The organism is Serratia fonticola (assembly GCF_001006005.1).
GTDB classification, from domain to species: Bacteria; Pseudomonadota; Gammaproteobacteria; order Enterobacterales; family Enterobacteriaceae; genus Chania; species Chania fonticola.
Map to the genome: position 1 here is coordinate 239,840 of NZ_CP011254.1, position 17,970 is coordinate 257,809.

Here is a 17,970-nt window from a genome sequence, read left to right on the forward strand (position 1 = left end):
TTTGAAACGCCTAAAAATAAATTACATTCTAATCGGTGTTGTGGCCCTGCTGCTGGCGCTTGCCCTGTGGCCCAATATCGCCTGGCGTGGTGGACAGGGAGGCCAACTCGAGGCGATAAAAGCACGGGGGGAACTGCGCGTCAGCACGTTAAACTCACCGTTAACCTATTTCACTACCCCGCAGGGGCCGAGTGGCCTTGACTATGAGCTGGCCAAAAGCTTTGCCAACTACCTGGGGGTCAAGCTGGTGGTGATCCCACACCAAAACATCAATGACCTGTTTGACGATCTTGATGATGACAATGCCGATATTCTCGCCGCCGGGCTGATCTACAACCGGGATCGCCTCAGCCGCTCCAGTACCGGCCCAGCGTATTATTCCGTTTCCCAGCAATTGGTTTACCGGCTGGGAACCACGCGGCCAAAAACCTTTGCCGATATCAAAGGCAAGCTGGCGGTGGCCTCCGGTTCGGCGCACGTCAGCACGCTAAAGCAGCTCAAACAAAGCAAATACCCCGACCTCAGTTGGGAAGCGTCAAGCGATATGACCTCGAAAGAGCTGCTGGAACAGGTGGCCGATGGCAAGCTGGATTACACCATCGGCGACTCCGTGACCATAGCCCTGCTGCAGCGCATCCATCCACAGCTGGCCGTCGCTTTTGACATTACCGATGAAGAACCAGTGACCTGGTATCTGAAGCGCAGCGATGATGATAGCCTGTACGCCGCGCTGCTGGATTTTTATAGCCAAAGGGTAGAAGACGGCACGCTGGCCCGATTAGAAGAGAAGTATCTGGGGCACGTGGGCAGTTTTGACTACGTCGATACCAAAACCTTCCTGTCGGCCATCGACTCGGTATTGCCCACTTTCCGCTCGCTGTTTGAAAAGTATGCCAGCGAAATTGACTGGAAGCTGTTGGCCGCCATCGCCTACCAGGAATCACACTGGAATCCGCAGGCGACCTCCCCCACCGGTGTCCGTGGGCTGATGATGCTGACCAGAGCCACCGCCGAAGGCCTGGGCGTCACCGACAGGCTCGATCCGGAACAGAGTATCCAAGGTGGGGCGCTCTATCTGCAGCGTCTGATGGAGAAGGTGCCCGATACGGTGCCGGAAGATGAACGGATCTGGTTCGCACTGGCCGCCTATAACATGGGCTGGGGCCATATGCTGGACGCACGTAAACTCACCAAAAGCCAGCAAGGCAACCCCGACAGTTGGGTCGATGTGAAACAGCGCCTGCCGATGCTGAGCCAGAAGCGCTACTATCCATCACTCACCTATGGCTATGCCCGTGGCCGCGAAGCCTATAATTACGTGGAAAACATCAGGCGTTATCAGGTCAGCCTGGTGGGCTATCTGTTGGAAAAAGAGAAGAAGGCAGTAGAAGCGATGAAACAGGCCGAACTGGCTAAGGGCTATCCGGCCGTGGAAGCCAAACTGGCGCTCGCCCTGTAGTTATTCTCAAGATAAGTAGTTATTGCGGGTCTTTTCCGGCTCGCTGCGCCAGTTTCAGCGCTTTTTTCTGCTCGCGGCGCATGCGGAAAAAGTTGCTGAGGGTGGCGGCGCACTCTTCTGCCAGCACGCCCGAGACGATTTCTACCTGATGATTCATGCCCGGATGGCGCAGAATATCCACCAGTGAACCCACCGCTCCGGTTTTTTCATCGGCCGCACCGTATACCAAACGACGGATGCGGCTGTGCACCATAGCCCCGGCGCACATCACGCAAGGTTCCAGCGTGACATACAGCGTAGCATTCAGCAGGCGGTAATTCTGCAATACCGCCCCCCCCTGCCGCAGCGCCATGATTTCAGCATGAGCGGTGGGATCGTGGCGGCCGATCGGCCGGTTCCAACCTTCGCCAATCACCTGATTGTCCAGCACCAGCAGCGCCCCAACCGGCACCTCACCTTCTTCCTGCGCACGTTGAGCCAGGCTTAACGCCTGACGCATCCAATACTCATCACTATATTCATTCACCACATCAATCCTCGTGCGCATCGCGGCGGGCATTATACACACTAGTCCCTTTTGCCGCAGCCACTCGGCCTTGTTGATGCAAATAAGCTTGAAAAACCCTGACCCCGCCACGTTTGTCGATCGCTTAAAACACCACCAACAAATCAATAACATCATATTTAATGATGATTAAATTTTGTTCATTTCTTAAAATTTCAGATAAACGTTATAAACTGCTGGAAAATCAAGCTGTAAAATTAAGCAAATTTTTTCTAACTAAATTGTGATAGATCATATTCTCTTAAGCATTAGCGCGATAATGTTTACCTCACGCAAAAAGCCTTTATAAGGAGTAGGTTATGGCTGCCTCAACATTCTTTATCCCTTCCGTCAACATGATTGGTTCCGGCTGTCTGGAAGACGCGGCAAAAACCATGAAAGAGCATGGTCTGCATAACGCACTGATCGTGACCGACAAGGTTTTGAACGGCATTGGCGTCGTAGCTCAGGTGCAAGCCCTGTTAGCGGCACAGAACATTGAAAGCTGCGTCTATGACGGCACGCATCCCAACCCGACCACGGAAAACGTAAAACAGGGCCTGGCACTGTTGCGCGAACATCACTGTGACTGTGTCGTTTCTCTGGGTGGCGGTTCGCCGCATGACTGTGCGAAGGGGATTGCCCTGGTCGCCGCTAACGGCGGGGAAATCAAAGACTATGAAGGGGTTGATCGCTCAGCTAAGCCGCAGTTGCCGGTCGTTGCGATCAACACTACTGCGGGTACCGCTTCCGAGATGACGCGTTTTTGTATCATCACCGACGAAGCGCGCCACATCAAAATGGCGATTGTCGACAAGCACGTCACTCCGATCCTGTCGGTCAACGATCCTCACCTGATGGCTGGCATGCCGAAAGGCCTGACCGCTGCCACCGGTATGGATGCTCTGACCCACGCTATCGAAGCTTACGTCTCCAGCGCCGCCAACCCAATCACCGATGCCTGCGCGCTTAAAGCCGCCACCATGATTGCCGAGTCTTTACGTGATGCGGTCAACGACGGGCAAAACATGCAGGCGCGCGAGAACATGGCCTATGCCCAGTTCCTGGCCGGTATGGCATTTAATAACGCCTCATTGGGTTATGTGCACGCTATGGCGCACCAGCTGGGTGGCTTCTACAACCTGCCACATGGCGTGTGTAACGCCGTGCTGTTGCCGCACGTGCAAGAGTTCAATACTCAGGTTGCAGCAGGGCGTCTTAAAGACATTGCCGCCGCTATGGGCGTAAATGTTGCAGGCCTTAGCGATGAGCAAGGGGCTGCCGCTTGTATCGCCGCCATTCGCCAACTGGCGAAAGATGTGGGAATTCCTGCTGGCTTACGCGATCTACAGGTCAAAGAAGAAGACTTTGCTACGTTAGCCACTAACGCCCTGAACGATGCCTGTGGATTCACCAATCCAATCCAGGCAAGCCACGAACAGATTATGGCAATCTTTAAAGCAGCCATGTAACTGCTGCCAGGCTCCCTCGTTTTACTGGGGGAGCCTTATTTAATCCAACTGCTGTAACTCGCCTTCTTTACCCACCCGCCAGCGGTGTTCGCAAAAATAGAGCAAAGGGTTATCCTGCTTGCTGTCGCTGTAGCCACTGAACAATTTCAATGGTGCTCCCAGACGCTGCTCCAGTTGCACCACCTTTTGTACTCCCAGGCAGCGCATGGGCAACACCCAGCCCCCGTAGCGACGCACAATGCTGCTCCCCACCAGCCGTACCCGTGGCAGGAACGCAGAATCCCGATAAACCTGCTCCACCAGCCGTTCCGGCGAGCCGGTGATCAACCACACTTGAGCATCCTGGGCATCCAGGTACTGACGCAAACGCATCTGTACGACCGGAAAAGCGGTGACCTTACGGCGAAAATAGTCGACGAATTTCGCCTCCAGCGCTTTCAGCCTGGCCTCTGATCGGCCAAAAGTCATTGCCCACAATAGCAGGCTCATGGGCCAGCGAGTTGCCCACCCACCGATCAACAAACCCAATCCGATAATGGGTAACAGCGGCACCACCAACACCAGGTTCAACGGCAGATGCCGTAGCAAAAAGCGCAGGAAACTGCCAAACATGTCTTCCTGATGCAAGGTGCCATCCAGATCGAAAAATACCACGCGCTGGGCCTGTGCAACCGGTTTGTCAGTCAAACGTTACTCCTCAGGATCGTTGACCCCATTATGCAGGTGAAAATACAACCGGCTATTATCGTAATCACTAGACCGACCAGATACAACCGACATTGGTCCACGCCAAAGGCGCGTTAACCCATCAATACCACCCTATAGCCATGGTGTTGCTGCAAGCGCTTTAGCGGCCTGCTCACAAAAATGATTGCTGCCCGTTTTACCACTGGCATGGCAGAATGCTGACTGGCTCAAAGGAAAAAACCATGAGTACCCTTCTTCGCATTCGTCAGATTTACCCAACGCTGGCACAAAACGATCGCAAACTGGCGGACTTTCTGTTGGATAACGCCGAACAGGCCCGCCACCTCAGCTCACAAAAGCTGGCCCAGTTGGCCGGTGTCAGCCAATCGAGCGTGGTCAAGTTCGCCCAGAAACTGGGCTACAAGGGATTTCCGGCGCTGAAACTGGCATTGGGTGAGGTGCTGGCTCAACCGCAGGTCGCACCGGTGGTGACGGTGCATAACCACATTCTGAGCAGCGATCCACTCAAAACCGTCGGTGAGAAATTGCTGCTGGAAAAGCAGGCCGCATTACGAGCTACTCTGGATATCAACAGTGAACAGCGGCTGCTTACCGCCCTGGAGATGCTGCGTGCGGCGCGGCGGGTGATCTTGGTCGGCATCGGGGCTTCCGGACTAGTGGCCAAAGACCTGTCGTTCAAGCTGCTAAAGATTGGCGTGATGGCGGTAGCAGAAGCGGATATGTACGTTCAACTGGCGACGATAAAGGCGCTGAGCAGGGAGGATCTGCTGCTGGCGATCTCGTTTAGCGGCGAACGGCGTGAAATCAACCAGGCCGCCGAAGAAGCACGTATTGCCGGAGCCAAGGTATTGGCACTGACCAGCTTCTCGCCTAATGGGCTACAGCAGCGGGCCGATCACTGCCTTTATACCATTGCGCAAGAGCCCAATATCCGCAGCGCGGCGATATCTTCCAGCACCGCGCAGTTCGCCCTGACCGACCTGCTGTTTATGGCACTGCTCCAGCACGAGCCGGTTGGACACGTGGTATGAACTAATCAAATCAACTTCTTTCGCTTTCTGACTATAAATTGACCATTGGTCATGTTAAATTATATCCATATAGGTATAATTTGACGCATGGATAACGCGGATGAAGCCACTATATTGGGTTGGTAGCAGCAAGAAAGACCTCCAGTCTTTGCCCGAAGAGGTTCAGGATGTTTTCGGCTATGCTCTACATCTGGCGCAGGCAGGTGGTAAGCATTCCCAGACGAAACCATTAAGAGGGTTTGGTGGGGCCGGAGTACTAGAGGTAGTAGAAGACTTTCTTACTGATACTTATCGTGCAGTCTATACCGTTAAGTTTGGCGATGCCGTGTATGTTCTGCACGCATTCCAGAAAAAGTCTTCAGCCGGGATCGCCACACCGAAACCGGATATAGACAAAATCCGTGAACGACTGAAAGCCGCAGAAAATCATGCCAGAGGGGCATAGTATGAGCCAAGATATCGAAGTCAGCAGCGGCAACGTTTATGCCGATATTGGCAGCGACGGCGCTGAAGAAATGCAGGTTAAAGCCCAACTTGCCAGCACAATTGGCGACATCATCAAAAGTCGCCGCCTGACACAAGAGCAGGCCGCAAAGCTGCTGGGGATGACACAGCCCAAGCTGTCTAATCTGTTGCGTGGCCAGTTCCGGGGCATCAGCGAAGCCAAAATGCTAGAATGCCTCACCCGCTTAGGGCGTGATGTACAAATTGTGGTAGGCAAGCCACGCCGGACACCGGGCAGTCTTAAAGTGGTGTTTGCCTGACAGTAATAAGCACCCCCCGTTAAATCGGCTGACCGAACCGGTGCTTATTTTAAAAGATTAAATGAGTAACTTATTGATATGGCTTTATTGATTACCAAGAAATGCATCAATTGCGATATGTGCGAGCCGGAATGCCCGAACCAGGCGATTTCGATGGGGGATGAGATTTACCAGATCGATGCCAACCGCTGCACCGAATGCGTGGGGCATTACGAGACCCCAACCTGCCAGCAGGTGTGCCCGATCGATAACACCATCATTACCGATCCGCAGCACGTAGAGAGCCAGGAACAGCTGTGGGACAAGTTTGTCGTGCTGCACCATGCCGATAGCTTGTGAGTCAATCGCCCCTCACCCTAACCCTTATGTCTTGATCTTCTCCGCCTTAGCGGAGAAGCTCCCCGACTGATCATCGGGAGATAGCCGGTGAGCTCCCCCTAACCCTAGTGCCTATGAGCCCGTGGGAGAGATTGTGCCCCGGCTGTCTATTTCCCTGTCGCCTTCTAGACCGAACGGTATCCTGTGCCTATGAGCACCCACATATAAGGATGGTCCGGCGATAAATTTCAGACATGGTTATGGAGTGCCATAATGCGTAGAACCCCTGTCGGCGTTGATATCGCCAAACACAAATTTGATGTCGCCGTACTGCTGGACAATCAGAAGTATAAAGCCAAAAAGTTTGCCAATACCCCTTCTGGATGCCGCGAGTTCGCAGCCTGGTTGAGCCGCTTTGGCGACTGTCATGTCTGCATGGAAGCCACCGGGAGCTACAGTACGGAACTGGCCACTTATCTGGCAGACAACAACTACCACGTCAGTCTGATGAACCCGGCGTGTATCCATTCCTTCGGCAATACAGAACTGGCCCGGAACAAAACGGACAAAAGCGATGCAGCGATGATAGCCCGCTACTGCGCACTGCATCAGCCTGACCCGTGGTTCCCAGCCCCGTTGAGCGAACGCCAGTTGACCGCGTTGGTCAGGCATCTTAAGAACCTGGAAGAGATGCGTCAGATGGAAGAAAATCGCCTGGAGGTGGCCGAAGCAGTCATCGTCCCTTCACTCAATGAGCACATCGCCACGTTGGATGAACTGATACGAGAAACGAAGAAGAAAATCAGTCAGCACATCGATGATAACCCTGACCTGAAACGGGACAGCGAGTTGCTAAAAAGTATCCCTGGAGTGGGAGAGATGCTGAGCTCCAGCCTGCTGGCCTTCGCAGGAAACCTGCGTCGGTTCACCAGCAGCAAGGCCCTGGTAGCGTACGCAGGACTGAATCCACAGCGATGTGAGTCGGGGATGTTTAAAGGGAAAAGCCGGTTATCGAAAGTGGGACACGGTGAGCTGCGAAGTGCGTTATACATGCCAGCGGTAGTGGCAGGCCAATACAATGTTGTGGTTAAAGACTTAACAGAAAGACTGAAGTTGCGTGGGAAGTCGGGCAAAGAGAGAGTGTGTGCGGCGATGCGAAAACTGCTGCAACTGGCCTATGGTGTGGTGAAATCAGGAAAGACATTTAATGCGGAAATACCGCTTGCCGGATAGCCGACAAGACGGTATCTCTCCCAAAGGGCTGAGGAATCCCCACTAATTTTTTCTTAGTGGTTTCAGAGAATTAGAACGAGTGTTTTACGAGCAATTTGTTCCATTTTGTTCGTAAATTGGCAGTGAGAGAATTGTGAACGACTTCTTTCCTCCTGCTTTAGGCTGTTTTTCATCCCGTTTTTGGGTGAAAAGCAGCCTATTTCCCGTCTCAATTTTTCTGGGGATTCCTCAGCCCAAAGGGAGAGGGGACCGATCGAGCTATTTATCGTTACTGAGCTCACCTTTGCTCTTCCAACGAATGTGCCACAGACTTACTTCTGTAACAGACGGCGACACCTAACTAGCTCCTTCTCCCTGTGGGAGAAGGTTGGGATGAGGGGACTGAGCGTTCAACAGATTAACTCCGGCACCTGGCAACCACTCTGGGCAATTACCCCTCGATGATCACCGTAGCACAGGCATAGCGGCGTTCATCCGCCAGAGAAACGTGGATCGACTTCACCCCCATCTCCTGCGCCAGCTCGGCAGCACGTTCATGCAGCCGGATATTGGGTTTCCCCAGGCCATCATTGAACACTTCGAACTGATTGAACGCCAGGCCATTGCGGATGCCAGTGCCGAACGCCTTGGCGGCGGCCTCTTTGACCGCAAAGCGTTTCGCCAGGAAGCGTACCGGCTGCTGATGCTGCTGATACACCTCCCATTCGGCCGGGCTTAGCACCCGACGAGCAAGGCGATCGCCGCTGCGCTCCACCACCGCTTCGATACGCGCCATCTCCACGATGTCGGTTCCCAAGCCCAGTACCGCCATTAGCGACGCGCTTCCCGCATCAGCAGTTTCATGTCCGCCACCGCGGCAGGTAAACCGCTCATCACCGCCTGACCAATGATGGCATGGCCGATATTCAGCTCATACATCTCTGGCAGCGCGGCGATCGGCTGCACGTTATGATAGGTCAAACCGTGGCCCGCATTCACCTTCAGGCCTTTGCTGGCCGCATAGGTGGCCGCTTTGGCAATGCGCTTGAGCTCGGCTTGAATGGCCAGATCGCCCTGCGCTTCGGCATAGGCACCGGTATGGATCTCGATATAAGGTGCGCCTACGGCCACCGCCGCGTCGATCTGACGGTGATCGGCATCGATAAACAACGAAACCAAAATGCCAGCCTGTGCCAGGCGTTCAACCGCCACGGCAATTTTGTCCTGCTGCCCGGCCACGTCCAGCCCGCCTTCGGTAGTTACTTCCTGACGTTTTTCCGGCACCAGACAACAAAACTGAGGTTTCAGCTCAATGGCGATATCGAGCATTTCATCGGTGACGGCCATTTCCAGATTCATACGGGTCTGGATGGTTTGGCGCAGGATACGCACGTCGCGGTCGGTGATATGACGGCGATCTTCACGCAGGTGAACGGTGATGCCATCGGCCCCCGCCTGCTCGGCAATAAATGCCGCCTGCACCGGATCCGGGTAGTTGGTGCCGCGCGCGTTACGTAACGTGGCAATATGATCGATATTGACGCCCAGCAATAAATCAGCCATGACAACCCTCTACTAAGTCATTTTCAGTAGCAGCAGTTTACACGGGCGAGCAAAACGGCAAAAGCAGAAACCGCTTAGGCTTCGTCGACGGGGGTATCAGGTTGTTTGCGCACGAACTGGCGAAACAGTTCACGGCTCTTCAGCGGCTTACCGCCGAGATAGGGTTTCAGCGCCATGCGGGTAAAGCGCTTGGCTGCACGCAGGGTTTCTGCATCGGGGAACTGGCGTTCATCCAGAGCGCGGAGTTCACGGCCGGTAAAACTGTAATGATCCACCACCAGGCTGGCGATAAAGCCTTTTTCTTCGCGATAGCGATAGGTCATGCCGTCATCCACCGGCTCGCCGCTGCCAGCACAATGGAGGAAATCCAGCCCGTAACCCAGGTGCCCCAACAGCGCCAACTCGAACTGCCGCAGGGCATGCTCCGGGGAGCTGTCTTCCGCCGCCAGGGCCTGCAAGCATTGCAGATAATCGAAGAACAACACCGAATAGTTGCCTTCCTGCTCCAGCACCCGTGACAACAGTTCATTCACGTAAAGGCCGCTGTAAAGCATCATGCCGCTGAGGGGTAAACCAAGGGAGACCGCTTCGGCACCGCGCAGCGTTTTGACTTCGCCACGACCGCCCCAGCGTACTAACAGAGGAGTAAAGGGTTGCAAGCAACCCTTTAGATTGGAACGGCGACTGCGTGCGCCTTTTGCCAGCAAGCGCACCCGCCCATGACCTTCCGTGAACAGGTCCAGCATCAGGCTGGTTTCACTAAAGGGTCGCCCATGCAGGACGAAAGCGCGCTCCCAACCATCCATAGGAGGTATTACTTCAGGTCGTCGGTATAACCCAGGCTACGCAGCGCACGTTCGTCGTCCGCCCAGCCCGATTTCACTTTTACCCACAGTTCCAGATGCACTTTGGCTTCAAACATCTGTTCCATGTCCTGACGGGCTTCAATCCCGATAGTCTTGATCTTCGAACCTTTGTTGCCAATAACCATCTTCTTCTGGCCTTCACGCTCAACCAGGATCAGACCGTGCACGTCGTAACCACCGCGCGCATTCGGTACAAACTGTTCGATCTCGACCGTCACTGAGTAAGGCAGCTCCTCACCCAGGAAACGCATCAGCTTTTCACGGATGATTTCCGACGCCATAAAGCGCTGGGAACGGTCAGTGATGTAATCGTCCGGGAAGTGGTGTTCCGCTTCCGGCAACACTTTGCGTGCGATAGCCGCGATAGTGTCCACGTTCATGCCTTTTTCGGCAGAGATCGGCACCACATCGAGGAAGTTCATCTGCTGGCTGAGGAACGCAATATGCGGCAACAGCTTGGATTTGTCGGTAACGTTGTCGACCTTGTTGATCGCCAGCAGCACCGGGCTTTTCAGGCCGCGCAGCTTGTTAACCACCATTTCATCATCGGCAGTCCAGTTCGTGCCTTCTACGACGAAGATCACCAGCTCGACGTCGCCGATTGAGCTGCTGGCCGCGCGGTTCATCAAACGGTTGATGGCGCGCTTTTCTTCGATATGCAGACCCGGGGTGTCGACGTAAATGGCCTGATAAGCGCCATCGGTATCGATACCCATAATGCGGTGACGGGTCGTCTGTGGTTTACGCGAGGTGATGGAGACTTTTTGCCCCAGCAGTTGGTTCAGCAACGTGGATTTGCCCACGTTGGGACGACCTACGATCGCAATAAAACCGCAGTATTGTTTTTCTTCGCTCATTCAAGCTCCAGCTTTTTCAGCGCTTGTTCCGCTGCCGCCTGCTCGGCTTTACGGCGGCTTGAGCCGGTGCCCACGACGGGCTCGCTCAAACCACTCACCTGACAGTGGATAGTAAACTCCTGATCGTGCGCCTCACCGCGAACCTGCACCACCAGATATGTTGGCAACGGCAGATGACGACCTTGTAAAAACTCCTGCAAGCGGGTTTTCGGGTCTTTCTGCTTATCACCGGGGCTGATTTCGTCCAACCGGCTACGATACCAGTCCAAAATCAGTCGCTCAACGTTTTGAATATCGCTATCCAGGAACACACCGCCAATCAGTGCCTCCACCGTATCCGCCAGGATCGACTCGCGGCGGAATCCACCACTTTTCAGCTCGCCCGGCCCAAGGCGCAAACACTCGCCCAGATCGAATTCGCGTGCCATCTCCGCCAACGTATTGCCCCGCACCAGCGTGGCACGCATGCGGCTCATGTCTCCTTCGTCTACGCGAGGAAAACGCTGGTAGAGCGCATTGGCGATGACAAAACTAAGGATAGAATCACCCAGAAACTCAAGACGTTCATTGTGTTTACTGCTGGCGCTACGGTGAGTTAACGCTTGCAGTAAGAGCTCCTGCTGTTGAAAAGTGTAGCCCAGCTTCCGCTGTAGCCTGTTTATTACGATGGGGTTCATGAGTTACCAATAGATCAAGAATGCGTCAAAAACTTGCAGCATACGGAACAGGCCTGCTTTGCCAAAAGCCAATCCAAAGCTGTTTCGTTTGCAGTGGCGCCCAAAAGGGGCCAACTTTTATCGCTCGAGGGGCTATTCTACAACGAGTGGAAATATATTGCTGCGATTATATAGACCCATTGCCTGTCAAACTGCAGCCTAATTGGCTGCAGTTTGCAAAACGCTATTAGTGAATACCACCGATACGGCTCAATCTGACGCCCGTTGGCCATTCACCTTCCTGCTTTTCAAAACTCATCCAGATCGCGGTGGCTTTACCTACCAGATTCTTCTCAGGTACGAATCCCCAATAACGGCTGTCTGCACTATTATCGCGGTTATCGCCCATCATGAAGTAATGGCCGGCTGGCACTACCCACTCGCCCAACTGCTGGCCTGCTTGCTGATAGTAAGCACCGACCTGATCCTGTGCACCGGGCACGGTCAGAATGCGGTGAGTCACGTTGCCCAGAGTTTCCTTGCGTTCGCCAAGGCGAATACCGCCCTGTGGCACGTTATCCGTCAGTGGGATCTGGAAGAAACCATTGCTGGTTTCGCCCATGCCGCTGCGGGTAAACATCTGCACAAAATCGCTCGGTTGCATATCGCTGTAGGTGACCGCCAATGCGGTATCACACGCCTGGCCACTATTACAGGACTCTTGCACCGTCACGCGCTTATTCACCGGATCATAGGTCACGCGATCGCCAGGTACGCCAATCACGCGTTTGATATAATCCAGTTTGGTGTCGCGTGGATATTTAAATACCGCAATATCGCCGCGCTTGGGATGACCGGTTTCAATTAGCGTGGTCTGGGTGATCGGATCCTTTACGCCGTAGGCAAATTTTTCCACCAGAATGAAATCACCAATCAACAGCGTCGGCATCATTGAGCCTGAAGGGATCTGGAACGGTTCGTAAATAAACGAACGCACCACAAATACCAACAGCAATACCGGGAACACCGAAGCCCCGGTTTCAACCCAACCCGGCTGCCTGGCCACTTTCGCCAAGGCCGCTTCGTCGATCGTTCCAGCCGCCTGTGCATTGACCGCCGCGATTTTCGCCCGGCGTGCCGGCGCCCATTTAAAGCGCTCAAAGCACCAGATGATCCCGGTCACCAAAGTGGCTAACGCCAGGATCAAGGCAAACATATTCGCCATGCAAACTCCCTAGTTACGCGAGCTTTCGCTCTTACTTACCGTCTTTACCCACGTGCAGAATGGCCAGGAACGCTTCCTGCGGCAACTCAACGTTACCCACCTGCTTCATGCGTTTTTTACCGTCTTTCTGCTTCTGCAGCAGCTTCTTCTTACGGCTGACGTCGCCGCCGTAGCACTTGGCCAACACGTTTTTACGCAGCTGTTTCACCGTAGAACGAGCGATGATATGCGTGCCGATCGCCGCCTGGATCGCAATATCAAATTGCTGGCGTGGGATCAGCTCTTTCATTTTCTCAACCAGTTCACGGCCACGATACTGCGCGTTATCACGGTGAGTGATCAGCGCCAGCGCATCTACCCGTTCGTTGTTGATCAACACGTCAACGCGCACCATGTCGGAGGCCTGGAAACGTTTGAAGTTATAGTCCAGTGACGCGTAACCGCGCGAGGTGGATTTCAAACGGTCGAAGAAGTCTAGCACCACTTCGGCCATTGGGATTTCGTAGGTCAGCGCCACCTGGTTACCGTGGTAAACCATGTTGGTCTGTACGCCACGCTTCTCAATACACAGCGTGATCACGTTGCCCAGATATTCCTGCGGCATCAGCATGTGACACTCTGCAATCGGCTCACGCAGTTCAGCGATGTTATTCAACGGCGGCAGCTTGGAAGGGCTGTCGACGTAGATGGTTTCATTGCCAGTGGTTTCGACTTCATACACTACCGTAGGTGCCGTAGTGATCAGTTCCAGATCGTATTCACGCTCCAGACGCTCCTGAATGATCTCCATGTGCAACAGACCCAGGAAGCCACAGCGGAAGCCAAAGCCCAACGCGGTAGAGCTCTCTGGTTCATAGAACAGGGAGGCGTCGTTCAGGCTCAGCTTGCCCAGCGCATCACGGAAGGCTTCATAATCGTCGGAACTGATCGGGAACAGGCCGGCATACACCTGTGGCTTCACTTTTTTAAAGCCTGGCAGCATTTTGTCTGCTGGCTGGCGAGCCAACGTCAAGGTATCGCCCACTGGCGCGCCGAGGATATCTTTAATGGCGCAGACCAACCAGCCCACTTCGCCACAGTTCAGCACGTCGCGATCGACACGTTTCGGGGTGAAAATCCCCAGACGGTCGGCGTTATAAGTTTGGCCAGTACTCATGACCTTAACTTTATCGCCCTTGCGCAGGGTGCCGTTTTTCACCCGGATCAGGGAGACAACGCCAAGGTAGTTATCAAACCAGGAGTCGATGATCAGCGCCTGCAGCGGAGCATCCGCATCACCTTCTGGTGGCGGGATATCACGCACCAGACGCTCCAGCACTTCAGGCACGCCAACGCCGGTTTTTGCCGAGCAGCGCACCGCGTCAGTCGCATCAATGCCCACGATATCTTCGATTTCCTGTGCTGCGCGATCCGGATCGGCGGCTGGCAGGTCAATCTTGTTCAACACCGGCACCACTTCCAGATCCATGTCCAGTGCGGTATAGCAGTTGGCCAAGGTCTGGGCTTCTACGCCCTGCCCGGCATCCACCACCAGCAATGCGCCTTCACAGGCGGCCAGTGAGCGTGAAACCTCATAGGAGAAGTCAACGTGCCCAGGGGTGTCGATAAAGTTGAGGTGGTAAACCTGCCCATCAGTGGCTTTATAGTCGAGCGTTACGCTCTGCGCTTTGATGGTAATACCACGTTCACGTTCCAGATCCATAGAATCCAGCACCTGTGCGGCCATTTCACGTTCGGTCAGGCCGCCGCAGATTTGGATAATACGGTCAGACAGCGTCGACTTACCGTGGTCAATATGGGCAATGATAGAAAAATTTCTTATGTGTTTCATTTAATTAGTTTTTCTGCCTTGGTATTTCTGAATTACTCGCCTATGGAACCCGCATGGACATAAAGCGACGGTGAATGGGTCGGCTATTTTTCGCCTGAATCGCAGCATTCTACATGCCACAACACTGAAAACCTAGCAATCGGTGTTGGGAAGCTATTCGATTATACGTAGTTTAGTGTTACAACGCGCCGCAGTTGATGAAAGCAGATATTAACGCGGCGAAGGCCTGATAAAAATTGTGGGTTAATTGCGCCAATCCTCTTGGCCAGACACTATTTACCCGGTGGTAATACATATTACGCGATTACGCAATAAACCCAATCTTAATTATTTAATAAATAATATTTTTATCAATAACTTACAGTTAAACCACAACGCAACCGCTTTAGGATAAACCTGATATACGCTCCTTTGCCCCTCGGTTACAAGTGGCAAGAACTTTGGATAAAAACAGACTTCAGGGCACTACGACATCGGCAAGCCCACCAGAGTTCACCAGCATCTCCTCTGAACATTGATTGGAAGGTTTATCATGATCGATAAAGGGCAAATGCTGAGCCGGCACGATTTTTCCAAGGTCAACTGGGGCATTTTGGCAGCGGTAACGCTGCTGTTCACTCTCGGTGCGGCGCTGTTGTTAATGCCGTTATTGAGCAACATGGAAGATCCTCACGTTCTGGCCTTACTGCAAGCCGGCACGGCAACCATTCTGTTAGGCACTACGTTGTTGGCATTGCGCCATTATATGCGACCAATGCTGACCTATCGCCTGTATGAGCACGGCGTACGCGTGCTGGATCACCACAGTCATAAAGAACGGTTTATTGCGTTTGAAAAGATTGCCGATATCTACCATTCTCGCGGTAGCAGGCTGCTTGGCGGGCTAAACGACAGTATGGCGTTTCGTACCTCGGAGGCGGCGTTCTGGTACAGCATCAAGAGCAATATCTCTCACTCCCGGCAGTTGATTGAAACCCTGATCCAGCAACAGATCCAGCAGCGTGGGCCACTGGCATTAAATTCGCTTTATCAGGGGGAAATATTGACCTTCGGCTATCTCATTAGCGGTAGGGGCTGGCTTGGTTCGTGGCAAGAGAAGCCGACTCAAACATTACGGCTTAGCGCTACGACGGTGAGTTCCGCCCAGGCTCAGGTTCAGATCGAAAAGATCCACCGGCTGGAAAACAATAAGCAGCGTGGCACCCTTCGTTTGCTGGATCTACAAGGCAATGAGCTGTTTTCGCTGGGTTATGACTCGCTGTTCAGCGCCGATCTGTTTATTGCGCTGATGGAGCATATGATCAACAACCGCATCCCCGCCTATAACAACCCGGCGATGACGCGGCCGCCGTATTAGATCGGGGATTCGGTTTCGGTATGCAACCGCAAGGCACCGGGTGGCAAACCGATTTGCAGCACCACGGGTTGATAATTGGCCTGTTCGCCGAGGCGTTTTGCCAAGGCGCGTGCGATCAGGAAAGCGAGGCCGCCCCCTAAAATCCCACCGAGTGCCGCCGCGGCGTCACTGCCCAACCACCATTGCAGCAGGCCACCACCTAGCATCATGCCTAATAACGGGGTCAGATAGACCAGCATCGCCGAGCGCAACAGGCTGCCTTCGGCGATACCGACTTCTACACGCTGCCCGGGTTCCAGAGGCTGGGCAATTGCCACCTGCAGGTGATGTTCACTTTCAGGCACCAGTTCGTCGAATGCGCGAGCACCACAGCCAGAGCGCGCGGTGCAGGTGCCGCAGCCAGCTTTAGGCTCACAACGCAGCTGTGCCACGCCCTGTTGCCACGAGATGACCGTGGCCCACTCTTTCATCATTTCGGCGCTACCTTGAAAGTAATGCTGTCGGCAATGCGTTTCGCCGTTGAAGGCGGTAATTCCCCAACCACGGTAATTTCATTGCCATTACGAATTTCGGTTTGGATGGTGCGGCGGCCCTGACGATAAAACTGTTGGCTGGTATTGCTACCTGAAGGGCTGATGTTAACCGAGAAGCTGAACAAGCCATCGCTATAAAGCCGCGATTCAACCGGCACCGCCACATTCGGTAACTTGCGGCGATTACGCGCCACCTCGTTAACGCCAGCGGGCAACCAACCAGCATTCCAGGCCAGCTTAACGTCTTCAGCCGCGGGTAAGGTCAATAGCGGTGGCAGATTGGCCTTGAGCAAAGGTTGCATGACGTTTTTCACCTGATCGCCCACCACAACCGAGATGACCCGATACTGTTCCAGCGTTTCGCCATCACGATCGAGCAGATCGACCCGCAGCGGCAGCTTGGTCTCCATATCCATCCAGACCACATAGCTGTAACGGGAACCGTCACGAGCCACGACGCGGTAAACGTCACAAGGCCGATCGGAAATGCGGGTGCGACCAACGGAGATAAAGTCGTAGTATTTCGCCAGATAATCGAAATCGGCAAATACGATGGCGGGCAAAGCGTCGACGATGTGATCGCCAGACAGCGTGAACGGTTCCAGACCAGGCTCAAAGTAGCTGATCCCACCGCCACGTTGCAGCACTTCCCGACGAGGGCCGTCCATATGCAGCAACTGCCCAAGGGGCTGTTTATCGATCACCGCGTGGCGATAGCGTAACGACTCTATCCCCTGCTTGCTGATGCTGATATAGGCGAGTTCATAATTGAGTGAACGGCTGGCACTGCTCATTTGTTGCAATAACGCCCCGGACGCAGGTTCCTGCGCCGAGGCGATATTTGAATTGAGCAGGCCGCCCGTTAAAAGACAAACGGAGAACCAGATTTGCTTCATTACTGCTGTTGCATTCCTAAAGACTGAGTTCCAGGAACCTGAACGGCGGCCTGCTGTGGCCTGCTTTGTTCAAGTTGCAGCTGATCGGAGTGCAAACGGCGTTGCAGCTCATAATCCTGCAGCATGGCATTGATACGCTTACGCTGTTCCTGCACCTGCTGCTGTTGACCGCTGCCGGTTGAGAAACTGTCTGCCGGGACGCCCAGGCTGACCGGGGAAGCTTGCCCCATGATGGGTAACGTATTGAACGCTGGTGCTTCAGCCGCGCCTGATTGGGCCGTTGGCTGATTGTACTGTTGCACACCCACGATCACTGCCAGAGAGACACAAGCAGCAACGCCGACTTGAGTTAGCTGACTAGCCCAAGGACGAACCTTGTGCCAGAACGGCAATTTACCCCAGGTGTGAGGTTGCGGTTGAGATTCGGGGATTGCCGAAGGAACCAGACGAGCGGGCTCTTTTTCCAATGCGGCAGCAACACGGTCTGCGATATCGAAATGCATGACTTGCCCGACATCACCCCGTAACGTGTCACGGATTAGGTGATAGCTCTGCCAGCTTTGTTGAAGCGCCCGATCTTTACTCAATGAACTCAGCAGCTCATTGTCGAGCATTTCACCATCCATCAGAGCGGAAAGCTTTTCTTTCTGCATGCCTAAGTACCCTTCCAGTGTCCGC

The 17,970-nt window shown here is 53.9% G+C and carries 20 protein-coding genes; 8 read left to right on the forward strand and 12 right to left on the reverse strand.

Going from position 1 to position 17,970, the window contains the following annotated elements; genetic code table 11:
• Position 1 precedes the first annotated feature (1 nt).
• Positions 2 to 1,459 (forward strand): membrane-bound lytic murein transglycosylase MltF, encoded by a 1,458-nt coding sequence (mltF, locus tag WN53_RS00930; protein WP_024484268.1) that lies wholly within the window; start codon positions 2 to 4, stop codon positions 1,457 to 1,459.
• A 19-nt stretch (positions 1,460 to 1,478) separates the two neighbouring features.
• On the opposite strand, the gene tadA is transcribed toward mltF, so the two are convergent.
• Entirely contained in the window at positions 1,479 to 1,985 is a 507-nt protein-coding gene (gene tadA / locus WN53_RS00935) for a tRNA adenosine(34) deaminase TadA (RefSeq protein WP_024484269.1), read from the reverse strand.
• 338 nt (positions 1,986 to 2,323) lie between these two features.
• On the opposite strand from tadA, the gene yiaY reads away from it, so the two are divergent.
• Positions 2,324 to 3,475, forward strand: coding sequence for an L-threonine dehydrogenase (gene yiaY / locus WN53_RS00940; protein ID WP_024484270.1), 1,152 nt, complete (start codon positions 2,324 to 2,326; stop codon positions 3,473 to 3,475).
• Positions 3,476 to 3,514: 39 nt separating this feature from the next.
• Here yiaY and yfhb read toward each other — a convergent pair whose 3' ends face one another.
• Positions 3,515 to 4,162 (reverse strand): phosphatidylglycerophosphatase C, encoded by a 648-nt coding sequence (gene yfhb, locus WN53_RS00945; RefSeq protein WP_024484271.1) that lies wholly within the window; start codon positions 4,160 to 4,162, stop codon positions 3,515 to 3,517.
• Positions 4,163 to 4,404: 242 nt separating this feature from the next.
• Here yfhb and WN53_RS00950 point away from each other — a divergent pair, with 242 nt between their 5' ends.
• The 5 genes from WN53_RS00950 (at position 4,405) to WN53_RS00970 (ending at position 7,529) form a co-directional block, all read left to right on the forward strand.
• Entirely contained in the window at positions 4,405 to 5,214 is an 810-nt protein-coding gene (locus WN53_RS00950; protein WP_037411923.1) for a MurR/RpiR family transcriptional regulator, read from the forward strand.
• Positions 5,215 to 5,314: 100 nt separating this feature from the next.
• Positions 5,315 to 5,659, forward strand: a complete 345-nt coding sequence (locus WN53_RS00955) for a type II toxin-antitoxin system RelE/ParE family toxin (RefSeq protein WP_024484272.1) — start codon at positions 5,315 to 5,317, stop codon at positions 5,657 to 5,659.
• Position 5,660: 1 nt separating this feature from the next.
• Positions 5,661 to 5,978: a helix-turn-helix domain-containing protein gene (locus WN53_RS00960; protein WP_024484273.1), complete on the forward strand. Its 318-nt coding sequence runs from the start codon at positions 5,661 to 5,663 to the stop codon at positions 5,976 to 5,978.
• A gap of 78 nt (positions 5,979 to 6,056) precedes the next feature.
• Entirely contained in the window at positions 6,057 to 6,317 is a 261-nt protein-coding gene (locus tag WN53_RS00965; RefSeq protein ID WP_024484274.1) for a YfhL family 4Fe-4S dicluster ferredoxin, read from the forward strand.
• 252 nt (positions 6,318 to 6,569) lie between these two features.
• Complete coding sequence (locus WN53_RS00970) at positions 6,570 to 7,529, forward strand: IS110 family RNA-guided transposase (protein WP_046807987.1); 960 nt, start codon at positions 6,570 to 6,572, stop codon at positions 7,527 to 7,529.
• Positions 7,530 to 7,959: 430 nt separating this feature from the next.
• Here WN53_RS00970 and acpS read toward each other — a convergent pair whose 3' ends face one another.
• The 7 genes from acpS to lepA all read right to left on the reverse strand — a co-directional run bounded on the left by acpS (position 7,960) and on the right by lepA (position 14,506).
• On the reverse strand, positions 7,960 to 8,340 hold the full coding sequence (acpS, locus tag WN53_RS00975) for a holo-ACP synthase (protein ID WP_024486233.1): 381 nt from the start codon (positions 8,338 to 8,340) through the stop codon (positions 7,960 to 7,962).
• Positions 8,340 to 9,071 carry a pyridoxine 5'-phosphate synthase gene (gene pdxJ / locus WN53_RS00980; RefSeq protein WP_024486234.1) on the reverse strand — a complete coding sequence of 244 codons (732 nt, stop codon included), beginning with the start codon at positions 9,069 to 9,071 and terminating at the stop codon, positions 8,340 to 8,342. The genes acpS and pdxJ overlap by 1 nt, the downstream gene beginning before the upstream one ends.
• 74 nt (positions 9,072 to 9,145) lie before the next feature.
• Entirely contained in the window at positions 9,146 to 9,877 is a 732-nt protein-coding gene (gene recO / locus WN53_RS00985) for a DNA repair protein RecO (protein ID WP_021178899.1), read from the reverse strand.
• Between the two features lie 8 nt (positions 9,878 to 9,885).
• Positions 9,886 to 10,794: a GTPase Era gene (era, locus tag WN53_RS00990; RefSeq protein ID WP_037413081.1), complete on the reverse strand. Its 909-nt coding sequence runs from the start codon at positions 10,792 to 10,794 to the stop codon at positions 9,886 to 9,888.
• A complete protein-coding gene (rnc, locus tag WN53_RS00995) occupies positions 10,791 to 11,471 on the reverse strand; it encodes a ribonuclease III (RefSeq protein ID WP_021178901.1) in 681 nt (226 codons plus the stop codon). Before rnc ends, era begins: the two co-directional genes overlap by 4 nt.
• 226 nt (positions 11,472 to 11,697) lie before the next feature.
• Positions 11,698 to 12,675, reverse strand: a complete 978-nt coding sequence (gene lepB, locus WN53_RS01000; protein WP_046807988.1) for a signal peptidase I — start codon at positions 12,673 to 12,675, stop codon at positions 11,698 to 11,700.
• Positions 12,676 to 12,706: 31 nt separating this feature from the next.
• Positions 12,707 to 14,506, reverse strand: coding sequence for a translation elongation factor 4 (gene lepA / locus WN53_RS01005; RefSeq protein WP_024485795.1), 1,800 nt, complete (start codon positions 14,504 to 14,506; stop codon positions 12,707 to 12,709).
• 532 nt (positions 14,507 to 15,038) lie between these two features.
• On the opposite strand from lepA, the gene WN53_RS01010 reads away from it, so the two are divergent.
• Positions 15,039 to 15,863: a hypothetical protein gene (locus tag WN53_RS01010; RefSeq protein WP_024485796.1), complete on the forward strand. Its 825-nt coding sequence runs from the start codon at positions 15,039 to 15,041 to the stop codon at positions 15,861 to 15,863.
• Here WN53_RS01010 and rseC read toward each other — a convergent pair.
• The 3 genes from rseC to rseA are packed head-to-tail and all read right to left on the reverse strand — an operon-like array spanning position 15,860 to position 17,945.
• Positions 15,860 to 16,336, reverse strand: a complete 477-nt coding sequence (rseC, locus tag WN53_RS01015; RefSeq protein ID WP_024485797.1) for a SoxR-reducing system protein RseC — start codon at positions 16,334 to 16,336, stop codon at positions 15,860 to 15,862. The genes WN53_RS01010 and rseC overlap by 4 nt on opposite strands.
• On the reverse strand, positions 16,333 to 17,292 hold the full coding sequence (rseB, locus tag WN53_RS01020; RefSeq protein WP_024485798.1) for a sigma-E factor regulatory protein RseB: 960 nt from the start codon (positions 17,290 to 17,292) through the stop codon (positions 16,333 to 16,335). Before rseB ends, rseC begins: the two co-directional genes overlap by 4 nt.
• Positions 17,292 to 17,945 (reverse strand): anti-sigma-E factor RseA, encoded by a 654-nt coding sequence (gene rseA / locus WN53_RS01025; RefSeq protein ID WP_024485799.1) that lies wholly within the window; start codon positions 17,943 to 17,945, stop codon positions 17,292 to 17,294. The genes rseB and rseA overlap by 1 nt, the downstream gene beginning before the upstream one ends.
• Positions 17,946 to 17,970: the final 25 nt, after the last annotated feature.

What these genes read in the sequence shown, in the direction of transcription:
- rnc (WP_021178901.1), bottom strand. Translation starts at nt 11,471, where the DNA reads ATGAACCCCATCGTAATAAACAGGCTACAGCGGAAGCTGGGCTACACT.
- WN53_RS00950 (WP_037411923.1), top strand. Translation starts at nt 4,405, where the DNA reads ATGAGTACCCTTCTTCGCATTCGTCAGATTTACCCAACGCTGGCACAA.
- era (WP_037413081.1), bottom strand. Translation starts at nt 10,794, where the DNA reads ATGAGCGAAGAAAAACAATACTGCGGTTTTATTGCGATCGTAGGTCGT.
- recO (WP_021178899.1), bottom strand. Translation starts at nt 9,877, where the DNA reads ATGGATGGTTGGGAGCGCGCTTTCGTCCTGCATGGGCGACCCTTTAGT.
- acpS (WP_024486233.1), bottom strand. Translation starts at nt 8,340, where the DNA reads ATGGCGGTACTGGGCTTGGGAACCGACATCGTGGAGATGGCGCGTATC.
- WN53_RS00955 (WP_024484272.1), top strand. Translation starts at nt 5,315, where the DNA reads ATGAAGCCACTATATTGGGTTGGTAGCAGCAAGAAAGACCTCCAGTCT.
- lepB (WP_046807988.1), bottom strand. Translation starts at nt 12,675, where the DNA reads ATGGCGAATATGTTTGCCTTGATCCTGGCGTTAGCCACTTTGGTGACC.
- rseC (WP_024485797.1), bottom strand. Translation starts at nt 16,336, where the DNA reads ATGATGAAAGAGTGGGCCACGGTCATCTCGTGGCAACAGGGCGTGGCA.
- lepA (WP_024485795.1), bottom strand. Translation starts at nt 14,506, where the DNA reads ATGAAACACATAAGAAATTTTTCTATCATTGCCCATATTGACCACGGT.
- rseB (WP_024485798.1), bottom strand. Translation starts at nt 17,292, where the DNA reads ATGAAGCAAATCTGGTTCTCCGTTTGTCTTTTAACGGGCGGCCTGCTC.
- yiaY (WP_024484270.1), top strand. Translation starts at nt 2,324, where the DNA reads ATGGCTGCCTCAACATTCTTTATCCCTTCCGTCAACATGATTGGTTCC.
- WN53_RS00970 (WP_046807987.1), top strand. Translation starts at nt 6,570, where the DNA reads ATGCGTAGAACCCCTGTCGGCGTTGATATCGCCAAACACAAATTTGAT.
- WN53_RS01010 (WP_024485796.1), top strand. Translation starts at nt 15,039, where the DNA reads ATGATCGATAAAGGGCAAATGCTGAGCCGGCACGATTTTTCCAAGGTC.
- rseA (WP_024485799.1), bottom strand. Translation starts at nt 17,945, where the DNA reads ATGCAGAAAGAAAAGCTTTCCGCTCTGATGGATGGTGAAATGCTCGAC.
- WN53_RS00960 (WP_024484273.1), top strand. Translation starts at nt 5,661, where the DNA reads ATGAGCCAAGATATCGAAGTCAGCAGCGGCAACGTTTATGCCGATATT.
- WN53_RS00965 (WP_024484274.1), top strand. Translation starts at nt 6,057, where the DNA reads ATGGCTTTATTGATTACCAAGAAATGCATCAATTGCGATATGTGCGAG.
- pdxJ (WP_024486234.1), bottom strand. Translation starts at nt 9,071, where the DNA reads ATGGCTGATTTATTGCTGGGCGTCAATATCGATCATATTGCCACGTTA.